This window comes from Allomuricauda sp. ARW1Y1, from assembly GCF_013407935.1.
Lineage (GTDB): Bacteria > Bacteroidota > Bacteroidia > Flavobacteriales > Flavobacteriaceae > Flagellimonas.
This window is the reverse complement of sequence record NZ_JACBZU010000004.1, coordinates 84824-99958: the sequence shown is the minus strand read 5'-3', so window position 1 is coordinate 99958 and position 15135 is coordinate 84824. Positions and strand designations below refer to the sequence as shown.

The window sequence follows — 15135 nt, the reverse complement described above, 5'->3', positions numbered from 1 at the left end:
TTTTATCGATTAAAATAGGAGGTAAAAAACAAATGAGTTAATTATGTGACTTGTTTGTGTAGATATGTGTCGAAACAGGCCAGATAGAAGAACATAATTAAGAAAACCCCAATTTTCTTACAGCTTACGAGAACCACTTGTTGCCATGGTGATCAGTTGACCAAAACTTATCATTTATGGAGAACATTACTTTCTTTAACCTTAAGAAGAGCATGTTTGCTTTGCTACTTCTGGTCTTAGGATTTACCATATATTCCGCCCTTATTTCGGCGACCCCTCCCAATTTAAATCCTATCGGAATGCATCCTTTTAGCGGCACTACCGATTCGGATGGGGATGGAGTCCCGGACCATATCGATTTGGATGCTGACAATGATGGTGTTTTGAACACTTTGGAAGATGCCAATTTGGACGGAGATAACAACCCTGAAACCAATCCCACCGATACCGATGGAGATGGTATCCCCAATTACTTGGACATCGATTCTGATGGTGACGGATTACTGGACAATTATGAAGCTCAAAACTTTAACAAATTTCAATTGCCTTCTGGGGAAGATACTGATGGCAACGGCTTGGACGATGTGTATGAAACCGACCCCGGCGCTGGTAACGGAATTGTTCCCATTGACACAGATGGTGACGGTATTCCAGATTACGTGGATTTAGACTCTGATAATGATGGTATTTTAGATCAAAATGAATCCAGTGTCATCAGCACGGATTTGGATTGTAGCACGGTCCCTAAATTAAATTTTGGAAGTGAACCGGTATTGGAATCGGGCATGCCGCTTTCCGAAGGAGCTATTTATCGCTATTCAAATATTGCTAACGGACTAGATGCCTTGGTATTGATTGAGGAAGTCGTAAACGGAGAGATATTGTTTCTCGACCAAAACCAAACTGATCCAGAATTTTTTAAACCTGAGATATTTTTCACCACAACGTCCGAACAACGAAGGCCTTATGTGGATTTCAGGATTTCGTTCGTCGAAAATGGAAGTTCCACACCGGTGGTACTGGAGGAGTTGAGCGCCAACTTTATTGATGTGGACGGTAATGGTGATTACCAAGAATACAATCGTTTCAATACTCCTGCAAGTTACACCCTGGATGCCGACAATGAGATTACAGTTCAAAATACCACTGGAGGCTTTTTGGTCAACGGTGGAAGCAGGGAATATGATGGCATTTCAAATCAAGTTTCATCGGTCAACGTAGCGGTGGAGTTTGTTTCCATAGATTCCTTTGTGTTTCGGTTTGGTATACAGGCTGATATAGATGACAATTTTAAAACAAACGTAGCTAGGCAAGCTGGTATACAATTTGATTGTTTGGACAACTTTAAAGATCCACAAACAGTCAATTTTAGCGATGATGTGGATAATGATAATGACGGATACCCAGATAGGCTTGATATTGATAGTGATGATGATGGCATACCGGATAACGTGGAGGCCCAACCTACATTTGGATACATTTCACCATCTGGAGAGGATACTAACCAAAACGGTGTGGACGATGCCTATGAAGTAGGTGAGACCATTGGTCTGTCTCTTGAGGATACCGACAGTGATGGTACCCCAGACTATTTGGACGATGATAGTGAAAACGATCTGGTTCCCGATAATAATGAAGGGAACGACTTCAATTTCGACGGAATTCCAGATTGGACCTACACCGGTGTGGATACCGACGGGGACGGATTGGATGACGGCTACGAAGGAAGCGACATTAATGATGGTTTCGATGTCAATGATGAGATTGATGATCCAGCAACCGACTTACCTGATCGTGATGGCGAAGGGGATGTAAATTATCGTGATTTTGACGACGACGGGGATGCTATCAACACTCCTGATGAAGATGCCAATGGCAATGATGACCCCACTGATGATGATACCGATGGGGATGGCACTCCTGACTATTTGGACCCGAACAACGACACGGATACCGATGGTGATGGTGTAACCGACGAAGATGAAGAAGAGGACGGAACAGACCCTACTGACCCTTGTGATTTTGTGGAAGAACATATTACCCAACCGCAAACAGGAGATTATTTGACAGCTGATTGCGATGGGGATGGCGTTACAAACGGGGATGAAAAGGAGGACGGAACAGACCCGTTTGACCCATGTGATTATAATCCTGATAGCATCACCTTACCACAGACTGGCAATTATTTGACAGCTGATTGCGATGGCGATGGAGTCACCAATGGTGATGAGGAAGAGGACGGTACCGACCCTCAAGACGCCTGTGATTTCGTTCTGGATAGCCAAACTGTAAATCCTGATTCCACCTGGAACGCTTCGGATTGTGATGGAGATGGAGTAACCAACGAAGACGAGAAGAACGACGGAACCGATCCGCTAGATCCATGTAGTTATAATCCCGATAGCATCACTTTGCCCCAGTCGGCAGATTGGGATGTATTGGATTGTGATGGGGACGGGAACCCCAATGGGAACGATCCAGACCCACTGACCGCAACTGCAAACGATGACTTCGGTTCAACTCCTGCTTTGACCGAGGTGGCCATCAATATTTTGGAAAATGATGATTTCCTTCCCAATGCTGATGAGATCAATCTAGGTGTTACCAGTCTATCAAGACTTGGAGGTAATGCAGCAGGAACCGTAACTTTTGATGCCGAGACTGGATTTGTGAACTACTTGCCCACTTTGTCCGAGTCCAATTCAACTGTTACGATTGAGTATCAGGTCTGTAATGTGTTGCTGGATCCCAATGTGTGTGCCTCGGCGACTATTTTTATTGAAGTCGGTGCCAATACCCTGGATGCCATGGACGATGTGTATTCTGCAACAGTAGGTCAAGATGGTGTCATAGCCGATAGCAACGTGTTGTCCAATGATACCTTGAACGGAGAACCGCTGACCCTTGCAGATGTTATATTGACCTCGACACCTACGGACGAACTTACAATAAACGAGGATGGAACGGTAAGTGTGACCCCTGGTATTATGGCCGGAACCTACACCATCAATTATACCATTTGTGATGTATTAAATGTGGATAATTGTGATACCGCTACCGTAACGGTTCAGGTAATGCAAGGAAGTGCAAACATGATTGACGCCGTGGACGATACCTATACGGCAACTTCTGAACAAGAAGGAATGATTTCCGGAAGCAACGTGCTTTCCAACGATACCGTCAACGAATCCGTTGCTACCCTAATGGATGTAATATTGACTTCGACCCCTACCGAAGCCCTTATGGTGAACGAAGATGGAAGTGTGAGTGTTGTTCCGGGCACTATGCCAGGTACCTATACCATTAGTTACACCATTTGCGATATCATGGATGTGGATAATTGTGATACAGCTATAGTGACAGTGGAAGTGACCCAGGGAGAAGATAATGTAATCGATGCTGTGGACGATAGCTATAACGCAGGAATCGGAGGAGGACTTATTCCCAACAGTAATGTGTTGTTGAATGACACCCTGAATGATGCCCCGGTGTCCTTGAGTGATGTTATATTGAGTTCTACACCTACCAATCAACTCACGGTAAATGAAGACGGTAGTGTAACGGTAAGTTCTGGAACACAGCCCGGAACCTATACCATCGAGTACACCATCTGCGAAGCTGGCAATCCCGATAATTGCGATACGGCAACGGTTCAGGTGGTTGTTGAAGCCATTGAAGTGAACCAAATGTTGACACCAAACGGCGATTTGAAAAACGACTTCCTGTTCATTCGAGGTACGGAGTATATCAAATCAAGTACCATCAAGATTTTCAACCGTTGGGGAACCATGGTTTTTGAAGCGAACAATTACGACAACATCAATAATGTTTTTGACGGCCGTGTGCGTGGCAAGTCGGCAATAAGTGTAAATGATTACCTTCCAGCGGGTATTTATTTCTATATTTTCAATTATGAGACAGAGCAAGGAAGCTTCACGGACTCCGAATACATTTATTTGAGCAGATAACCTTATGTATAGCATGACTAAAAAATATTTATTCGCCACATTATTGTTTGTGGGTATCATGGCTTCGGGAGTAAACGCCCAGCAAGATGCCCAGTACACGCAATACATGTACAATACGTTGAGTGTTAATCCAGCCTATGCAGGATCACGGGGTCAACTCAGTTTTGCAGGCCTGTACCGTTCGCAATGGGTGGGCTTGGACGGCGCTCCCGAAACCTTTACCATTAACCTTCACTCACCAATTCGTAACAGCCGATTGGGTTATGGCGTTTCCATCGTAAACGATAATATAGGTGACGGTGTAGTGCAGGAAACCTATTTGGATGCTGTTGTTTCCTATACCATTGATTTGGCCATGGATGCCAAATTATCCTTTGGATTAAAGGCTGGAGGAAATATGTTGAGTCTTGACTTTAATGGACTCCGGAACTTTGATCAAGAAGTGGTCAACCAGAACAACATAGACAATAGGTTTACGCCGAATTTTGGTCTTGGTGTGTATTATCACACGGATAAATTCTATGCAGGCCTATCCGCTCCCAATGTATTGGAATCGGAATATTTTGATAATGATAATTCAGGTGATGGGGTCAACTTTTTGTCCGCAGAGCGTATGAATATTTATTTGATCACAGGATATGTGTTTGATATTGGAGCGGACCTTCAATTTAAACCCGCACTCCTTACCAAGGCAGTATCCGGTGCTCCATTGCAGGTAGATTTGTCCGCCAGCTTCCTTTTTGCAAACAAATTTAGTTTTGGTGCAGCATACCGCTGGGATGCAGCAGTAAGTGGGTTGGTAGGTTTTCAGGTAACAGACCAGATTATGTTGGGATTGGCATACGACCGTGAGACCACCGAATTGGGTGGGACACAGTTCAACGATGGATCGTTTGAAGTATTTCTCCGCTTGGAATTGTTGAAATCGTTCCAAAGGACCATATCACCAAGATTCTTTTAATATAGTACAGCATGCTGAAAAGAATACTCATAGTATCGATAATCATTTACGGATGCTTTCAAAAGGCAACAGCGCAACAGGACAGTATTCCCGATAAGCAAATTGAACGGATCATGGAAAGGGCCGATGAGCGCTATCAACAATATTCCTTTAGTCCGGCCATCGATATCTACAAAAAAGTGTTGGACAGGGGCTATTCTTCGTCCGACCTTTTAAAAAAATTGGGTAATTCCTACTATTTCAATGCAAAGTATCAAGAAGCTGCCGACACCTACGGAAAGTTGGAGAAAAGCTATCCGAACGACATGTCCGTAGAGGATATCTTCCGTTATGCGCAGAGTTTAAAGTCCATTGGGAATTATGAAGAATCGAACAGGGTAATGGAAAACTTTAGGGAGTTGACCGCTGCCATGGTGGATTTTGATATGGATTATATGGCCAAAATCGAAGAAAATTCAGGTAGATACGATATAAAGCCATTTCCTTACAACAGTGCATATTCCGATTTTGCTGCGGCCTATTACGAGAAGGGGCTCATTTTTGCATCGGACAGGGATACAGGAAACTTTGCCAGATATCGGCATACGTGGAACGCCAGTGACTTTTTGGACTTATATAAGGTGGATGCCGATAGCGCTTCCCAAGGGAAGGTGATAAAATTGGAGGGGGACGTAAACACCCGTTTGCATGAATCCACATCTGTGGTAACCAAAGATGGCACGACCATGTATTTTACTCGGAACAACTTTTTCGACGGTCGAAGGAAAAAGGATGAAGAAGGAATAATTCGTCTTAAAATCTATAGTGCCGAGTATGTTGATGGTGAATGGACCAATATCGTAGAGCTCCCCTTTAACAGTGATTCCTATTCCGTGGCGCACCCCATGCTCAGTCCAGACGAAAAGAAGCTCTACTTTGTTTCCGATATGACAGGGAGCCTAGGGGCATCCGATATATTTGTCACCGAAATCATAGGGGATGGAACCTATGGTCCCATCCAAAACCTGGGCAGTAACGTCAATACCATTGGAAGGGAGACTTTTCCATATATTACAGAAGAAGGGGTACTATATTTTTCTTCGGATGGGCATCAAGGATTGGGAGGATTGGATGTATTTGCCACAAAAATCACCTATAACGATTATTCACAGCCAGTAGTCAACGTAGGAAGGCCGATAAACTCGCCCAAAGATGATTTTTCGTTCATTTACAGGGCAAACGACAAAACAGGATACTTCGCATCTAACCGCGAAGGAGGCATGGGAGGCGACGACATCTATGAATTCGTGGAGACCGAACCACTTACTCTGGACTGTATCCAAGAAGTCACGGGTACCGTTAGAGATCGTATTTCCAATGAAGTGTTGGCCGGGGCCACCGTTAAGATAATCGACGAAGAAAATAATGAGATTTCATCGACCATTACCGATTCTGATGGAAACTACATACTGATGCTCGATTGTTCCAAAGGAAATTTTGTTAGGGCATCAAGGGACGGTTACGTTCCGGCAGAAGAATATCTGCCCATATCTGACGGAAAGCCAAGGATTGTTGATTTTTATCTGGAGCGCGATTTGGTGACAGGAGGTTTTGGTGACGACTTGGCCAAATTGCTGCAATTGAGCACCATCTACTTCGACCTCAACAAGTACGATATACGACCCGATGCGGAGATTGAGATTCAAAAGGTAATCGTGGCCATGGAGAAATATCCAAGTTTAAAAATCAAGGTAAACTCCCATACCGATAGCCGGGGAGTTGATGCCTACAACCTTTGGTTGTCCCAAAAACGGGCCGAATCCACTGTTAACTACATGATATCGAAGGGTATTGCCCCAGATAGGCTGGAAGGCGAAGGATTTGGAGAGACCAGATTGGTAAATGATTGCATTAACGGCATACCATGTTCAGAAGAACAACATCAATTAAACCGTAGATCCGAGTTCATCATATTTGAATAGATCTGGTTCAATTTTATAATGTAAAGCGACTCCTTTTTGGGGTCGTTTTTTTTGCTCAAAAATGAAGAAAATTGAATATAAACGATAATGTCTGATGTGCGAATTATCCCATTATTATTGGGTTTCATCGATAAAGTGCGTTAACGAAAACCAAAGAAATGATAGGAGGTAACCTCAAAAATCAGACACTATACAATGGGATTCAACAGGTTCACAACAATTATTTTCTACGGCTAAAACTCAGGGTAATTTTGTATGCAGTTGAAATTTGGGCGTATTGTATTGCCTCCATCAAAGTCAACTGAACAAGTGAAAATCAACAAACAAAGGTTTATATCATCCTCAACTAATACTAACCTCATGAAGAAGAGCATTCTAGCCCTATTATTTCTTTTTTCAACAGGAATAGCTTTTTCGCAAACCACGGTAACCCTTCAGGACCAATGTAACTGCGAAGTCTTAAAAGGAACTGACGTCTCGGGTTCAGGAGCAACAACTCCGGCGGGAGCAGACCTTGGTGATATTTATGTAAACACCAACACAGGCACCATTTACTTCTGGGATGGGGATACATGGGAATTGACCGCTTCGGATGATCAACAGCTCACAGGTTTCACCTTTAACGATGCAACCAATACACTATCGCTTACTTTGGAAAATGGTGGAAGCGTCAATGTAGATTTAAGCAGTTTGAGCGACACGTTAACAGATTCAAACACCACGGTGACGTCTTTCGGGATTGATGGTACGAATACGAATTTGGTTATCACCGACTCTGATTCGAACACCTTTGCTGTGGCATTGGCAGATTTGGCAGCCTTAATTGATACGGACACCCAATTGACCGATGCCCAAGTGGCCACAGCGGTGAACAACGAGTTCCCGAATCTGGATACGGACAGTACAGACGACTTTTCAGGCGACTTTGGCGATCTGACCAACGTCCCTGCCAATCTGGATTTGGATGCCACTGACGATTTCGACGGACAGTGGAGCAGCCTTACCGGGGTTCCGGCAGACTTCGCCGACAACGTGGACAACGTGGACGATGCGGACAACGACCCAGCGAACGAATTGCAGACCATCACTTCCACAGACGGAACGGTGACGGTAACCCCCAACGGCAACGACTTTGACCTCTCAGGTTTCAGCGGAGACTTTGGGGACCTTTCCAATGTTCCAGCGAACTTGGACACTGATAGCACAGATGATTTCTCTGGAGATTTCAATGATTTGACCAACGTACCTGCCAACTTGGACTTGGATTCTACCGATGATTTTGACGGACAATGGAGCAGCTTAACGGGAGTTCCAGCAGGTTTTGCGGACAATATCGACAACGATACCCAATTGACAGATGCCCAAGTGGCCACAGCGGTGAACAACGAGTTCCCGAATCTGGATACGGACAGCACAGATGATTTTTCAGGAGACTTTGGCGATTTGACCAACGTTCCTGCCAATTTGGATTTAGATTCCACGGATGATTTCTCTGGTGATTTCAACGATTTGACCAATGTTCCAGCGAATCTGGACACCGATAGTACAGACGACTTTTCAGGAGACTTTGGTGATTTGACCAACGTGCCTGCCAACTTGGATTTGGATGCCACCGACGATTTCGACGGACAGTGGAGCAGCTTGGCAGGAGTTCCTGCAGACTTCGCCGATAACGTGGACAATGTGGACGATGCGGACAACGACCCCGCAAACGAATTACAGGCCATTACCTCGACCGACGGAACGGTAACGGTGACCCCCAACGGCAACGATTTTGACCTATCCGGTTTCAGCGGAGACTTTGGGGACCTTTCCAATGTCCCTGCCAACTTGGATTTGGATGCCACCGACGATTTCGACGGACAGTGGAGCAGTTTGACAGGTGTTCCGGCAGATTTCGCTGATAACGTGGACAACGTGGACGATGCGGACAACGACCCTTCGAACGAATTACAGGCCATCACATCCACAGACGGAACGGTGACAGTGACCCCCAACGGCAACGACTTTGACCTATCCGGTTTCAGCGGTGACTTTGGAGACCTATCCAATGTTCCTGCCAACTTGGATACAGATAGTACCGATGACTTTTCTGGCGACTTTGGAGATTTGACCAACATTCCGGCAAACTTGGACTTGGATTCTACGGATGACTTTGACGGACAGTGGAGCAGCCTTAATGGAGTTCCAGCGGACTTCGCCGACAATGTGGACAACGTGGACGATGCGGACAACGACCCTGCCAATGAATTACAGGCCATCACCTCCACAGACGGAACGGTGACGGTAACCCCCAACGGCAACGACTTTGACCTATCCGGTTTTAGCGGAGACTTTGGAGACCTTTCCAATGTTCCAGCGAACCTGGACACCGACAGCACCGACGATTTTGATGGGCAATGGAGCAGCTTAACGGGAGTTCCTGCGGGTTTTGCGGACAATATCGACAACGATACCCAATTGACCGATGCCCAAGTGGCCACGGCGGTGAACAACGAGTTCCCGAACCTGGATACCGATAGCACAGATGATTTTGACGGTCAGTGGAGCAGTCTGACAGGGGTTCCTGCCGATTTCGCCGACAACGTGGACAACGTGGACGATGCGGACAATGACCCAGCCAACGAATTGCAGGCCATCACCTCTACTGACGGAACGGTGACAGTAACCCCGAACGGCAATGACTTTGACCTATCCGGTTTCAGCGGAGACTTTGGGGACCTATCCAATGTTCCAGCGAACTTGGATACTGATAGCACAGATGATTTCTCTGGAGATTTCAATGATTTGACCAATGTTCCAGCGAATCTGGACACGGACAGCACAGACGATTTTTCAGGCGACTTTGGCGATTTGACCAACGTACCGGCCAACTTGGATTTGGATTCCACCGACGATTTTGACGGACAGTGGATCAGTCTGACAGGAGTTCCTGCAGATTTCGCTGATAACGTGGACAACGTGGACGATGCCGATTCCGTTGTGGGCAACGAGTACAACACCGGTAGTTCCATAACCGATGGTGTTTTGGGCATCACTGATGGCGGCGGAACTGAACAAGTGGATTTGATCAGCAACGATGCCAACAACAATATCACCTTTGGTTCCGATGGGGCGCTTTACCTGAACGTAGCTTCGGTAAGTATAGCGGAGACCATCACAAACCTAACCGATAACAACAATGGCACTGTTACCTATGTCAATGAAAACGGGGTGTCTCAAACAATCAACAAGTCAGCGATCACGGACAACCTCGATGGAACCTACACGTTCGACAATGGCGATGGTTCACCGATAACCTTTATTGGAACCGATAACGATACCCAATTGACCGATGCCCAAGTGGCCACAGCGGTGAACAACGAGTTCCCGAACTTGGACACCGATAGTACCGACGATTTTGACGGACAGTGGAGCAGCCTGACGGGAGTTCCAGCAGACTTCGCCGACAATTTGGACAACGTGGACGATGCGGACAACGATCCTGCCAACGAATTACAGGCCATCACTTCCACCGACGGAACGGTGACGGTAACACCCAACGGCAACGACTTTGACCTATCCGGTTTCAGCGGTGACTTTGGGGACCTATCCAATGTTCCAGCGAACTTGGACACCGATAGTACGGATGATTTCTCTGGAGACTTTGGAGACTTGACCAATGTTCCTGCAAACTTGGATTTGGATTCCACCGACGATTTCGACGGACAGTGGAGCAGCTTGACAGGTATCCCTGCAGGTTTTGCGGACAATATTGACAACGACACCCAATTGACCGATGCCCAAGTGGCCACAGCGGTGAACAACGAGTTCCCAAATCTGGATACTGATAGTACAGATGATTTTTCAGGCGACTTTGGCGATTTGACCAACGTTCCTGCCAACTTGGATTTGGATGCCACGGATGATTTCGATGGTCAGTGGAGCAGCTTGACAGGTATCCCTGCGGACTTCGCCGATAACGTGGACAACGTGGACGATGCGGACAACGACCCAGCGAACGAATTGCAGACCATCACTTCCACAGACGGAACGGTGACAGTGACCCCCAACGGCAACGACTTCGACCTCTCAGGTTTCAGCGGAGACTTTGGGGACCTATCCAATGTTCCAGCGAACTTGGACACCGATAGTACCGATGATTTCTCTGGAGATTTCAATGATTTGACCAATGTTCCAGCGAACTTGGACACGGACAGCACAGACGATTTTTCAGGCGACTTTGGCGATTTGACCAACGTACCGGCCAACTTGGATTTGGATTCCACGGATGATTTCGACGGCCAGTGGAGCAGCCTTACCGGGGTTCCGGTAGACTTCGCAGACAATGTGGACAACGTGGATGATGCGGACAACGACCCCGCAAACGAATTACAGGCCATCACTTCCACAGACGGAACGGTGACGGTAACCCCCAACGGCAACGACTTTGACCTATCCGGTTTCAGCGGTGACTTTGGAGACCTATCAAACGTACCTGCAAACTTAGATACCGATAGTACCGATGACTTTTCTGGCGACTTTGGCGATCTGACCAATGTACCTGCCAACTTGGATTTGGATTCCACCGACGATTTTGACGGACAATGGAGCAGCCTTACGGGAGTTCCAGCAGGTTTTGCGGACAACATCGATAATGACACCCAATTGACCGACGCCCAAGTGGCTACGGCGGTGAACAACGAGTTCCCGAATCTGGATACGGACAGTACGGACGACTTTTCAGGAGACTTTGGCGATCTGACCAATGTCCCTGCCAACCTGGATTTGGATGCCACCGACGATTTTGACGGACAGTGGAGCAGCTTGACGGGTATCCCAGCGGACTTCGCCGACAATGTGGACAATGTGGACGATGCTGACAATGACCCAGCGAACGAATTGCAGGCCATCACCTCTACCGACGGAACAGTGACAGTGACCCCCAACGGCAACGATTTTGACCTATCGGGTTTCAGCGGTGACTTTGGAGACCTTTCCAACGTGCCTGCCAACTTGGATTTGGATTCCACCGACGATTTCGACGGACAGTGGAGCAGCTTGACAGGAGTTCCAGCAGGTTTTGCGGACAATATCGACAACGATACCCAATTGACCGATGCCCAAGTGGCCACTGCGGTGAACAGCGAGTTCCCGAATTTGGATACCGACAGCACAGACGATTTCGACGGACAGTGGAGCAGTTTGACAGGAGTGCCTGCAGGTTTTACTGACAATATCGACAATGACACTCAATTGACCGATGCCCAAGTGGCCACGGCGGTGAACAACGAGTTCCCGAACTTGGATACGGACAGCACGGATGATTTCTCTGGGGACTTTAATGATTTGACTAATGTTCCAGCAAATCTGGACACCGATAGCACAGACGATTTCGACGGACAGTGGAGCAGCCTGACCGGGATTCCAGCGGACTTCGCCGATAACGTGGACAACGTGGACGATGCGGACAACGACCCAGCGAACGAATTACAGGCCATCACCTCCACAGACGGAACGGTGACAGTGACCCCCAACGGCAACGACTTTGACCTATCCGGTTTCAGCGGAGACTTTGGGGACCTATCCAATGTTCCAGCGAACTTGGATACTGATAGCACAGACGATTTTTCAGGAGACTTTGGCGATTTGACCAACGTACCGGCCAACTTGGATTTGGATTCCACCGACGATTTTGACGGACAGTGGAGCAGTCTGACAGGAGTTCCTGCAGATTTCGCTGATAACGTGGACAACGTGGACGATGCGGACAACGACCCTGCTAACGAATTACAGGCCATCACCTCCACAGACGGAACGGTGACAGTGACCCCCAACGGCAACGACTTCGACCTCTCAGGTTTCAGCGGAGACTTTGGGGACCTATCAAATGTTCCAGCGAACTTGGACACGGACAGCACAGACGATTTTTCAGGCGACTTTGGCGATTTGACCAATGTACCGGCCAACCTGGATTTGGATTCTACCGACGATTTCGACGGACAGTGGAGCAGTTTGACAGGTGTTCCAGCGGACTTCGCCGATAATGTGGACAACGTGGATGATGCGGACAACGACCCCGCAAACGAATTACAGGCCATCACTTCCACAGACGGAACGGTGACGGTAACCCCCAACGGCAACGACTTTGACCTATCCGGTTTTAGCGGAGACTTTGGAGACCTTTCCAATGTTCCAGCGAACCTGGACACCGATAGCACTGACGATTTTGACGGTCAGTGGAGCAGCCTTACGGGAGTTCCAGCAGGTTTTGCGGACAACATCGATAATGACACCCAATTGACCGATGCCCAAGTGGCCACGGCGGTGAACAACGAGTTCCCGAATCTGGATACGGACAGTACAGACGACTTTTCTGGCGACTTTGGCGATTTGACCAATGTACCGGCGAACTTGGACTTGGATTCCACGGATGATTTCGACGGACAGTGGAGCAGCTTGACAGGAGTTCCAGCAGGTTTTGCCGATAACATCGATAATGATACCCAATTGACCGACGCCCAAGTGGCTACGGCGGTGAACAACGAGTTCCCGAATCTGGATACGGACAGCACGGACGACTTTTCAGGAGACTTTGGAGACTTGACCAACGTGCCCGCCAATTTAGATTTGGATTCCACCGATGATTTTGACGGTCAGTGGAGCAGTTTGACGGGAGTTCCAGCAGGTTTTGCGGACAATATCGATAACGACACCCAATTGACCGATGCCCAAGTGGCCACGGCGGTGAACAACGAGTTCCCAAACCTGGACACCGATAGTACCGATGATTTTTCAGGAGACTTTGGTGATTTGACCAACGTGCCTGCCAACCTGGATTTGGATGCCACGGATGATTTCTCTGGAGACTTTGGAGACTTGACCAACGTGCCCACCAATTTAGATTTGGATTCCACCGACGATTTTGACGGACAGTGGAGCAGCTTGACAGGTGTTCCAGCAGGTTTTGCGGACAATATCGATAACGACACCCAATTGACCGATGCCCAAGTGGCCACGGCGGTGAACAACGAGTTCCCGAATCTGGATACGGACAGTACAGACGACTTTTCTGGCGACTTTGGAGATCTATCCAATGTTCCTGCAAACTTGGATTTGGATTCCACAGATGATTTTGACGGACAGTGGAGCAGCTTGACAGGAGTTCCAGCAGGTTTTGCGGACAATATTGATAATGATACTCAATTGACCGACGCCCAAGTGGCTACGGCGGTGAACAACGAGTTCCCGAATCTGGATACGGACAGTACGGACGACTTTTCAGGAGACTTTGGCGATCTGACCAATGTCCCTGCCAACCTGGATTTGGATGCCACCGACGATTTTGACGGACAGTGGAGCAGCTTGACGGGTATCCCAGCGGACTTCGCCGACAATGTGGACAATGTGGACGATGCTGACAATGACCCAGCGAACGAATTGCAGGCCATCACCTCTACCGACGGAACAGTGACAGTGACCCCCAACGGCAACGATTTTGACCTATCGGGTTTCAGCGGTGACTTTGGAGACCTTTCCAACGTGCCTGCCAACCTGGACACGGACAGCACGGATGACTTTTCAGGAGACTTTGGAGACTTGACCAATGTCCCTGCGAATTTGGATCTGGATTCCACCGATGATTTCGACGGACAGTGGAGCAGCTTGACAGGAGTTCCAGCAGACTTCGCAGACAATGTGGACAACGTGGACGATGCCGATGCCAGTGTCACCAACGAAATCAATACGCGTTTTGAAGTGAATGGAGCCAATCTTGAGATAGAGGATAGCAACGGTACACTTCAAGTAGCCTTGGCTGATATCGATACGGACGACCAAACGGCAGCACAAGTGAATTCAGATTCACCTGTAGATGTGGATGGAGACGGAAATACTGAAGCTACCGTTGAGGATGTCATTCAAGATATAGCACCGATCACATCAAAAGCGGCAAGAATATTTTACCCTCCTTCCATCGCCATTGATGCTTCAACAAACGGAACAGGAAGAACTGTTGATTTGTATGCACAATACGTGGCGCAATATGGAACACCGGCAGTATCAAGTGCAGGAGCGCCTACCGCTCTTCCAACGTATAGTGCAGCCGAATTGTATTACTACGTAACCTATGCGGACCCAACGGTGTTCGACAATATGAGTATTGATGCCAATGGAGTGTTGACCTACGACATAATTGGTCAGCCAGCCGATTATAATGCATTGATCAACGTAGTGTTTGTGGTAAGATAATAATGGTCAAAGACGA

At 47.4% G+C, this 15135-nt stretch carries 4 protein-coding genes; all 4 read left to right on the top strand.

The genetic code is table 11. The features are described 5' to 3' along the window. Window positions 1-176: 176 nt before the first annotated feature. The 4 genes from GGE08_RS11625 to GGE08_RS11610 all read left to right on the top strand — a co-directional run bounded on the left by GGE08_RS11625 (window position 177) and on the right by GGE08_RS11610 (window position 15119). Window positions 177-3968, top strand: coding sequence for a gliding motility-associated C-terminal domain-containing protein (locus GGE08_RS11625; protein ID WP_179385064.1), 3792 nt, complete (start codon window positions 177-179; stop codon window positions 3966-3968). Window positions 3969-3981: 13 nt separating this feature from the next. Then, on the top strand, window positions 3982-4929 hold the full coding sequence (locus GGE08_RS11620; protein WP_179385063.1) for a type IX secretion system membrane protein PorP/SprF: 948 nt from the start codon (window positions 3982-3984) through the stop codon (window positions 4927-4929). A gap of 11 nt (window positions 4930-4940) precedes the next feature. Then, window positions 4941-6890, top strand: a complete 1950-nt coding sequence (locus GGE08_RS11615) for an OmpA family protein (RefSeq protein WP_179385062.1) — start codon at window positions 4941-4943, stop codon at window positions 6888-6890. Between the two features lie 360 nt (window positions 6891-7250). Continuing rightward, window positions 7251-15119 (top strand): beta strand repeat-containing protein, encoded by a 7869-nt coding sequence (locus GGE08_RS11610; RefSeq protein WP_179385061.1) that lies wholly within the window; start codon window positions 7251-7253, stop codon window positions 15117-15119. Window positions 15120-15135: the final 16 nt, after the last annotated feature.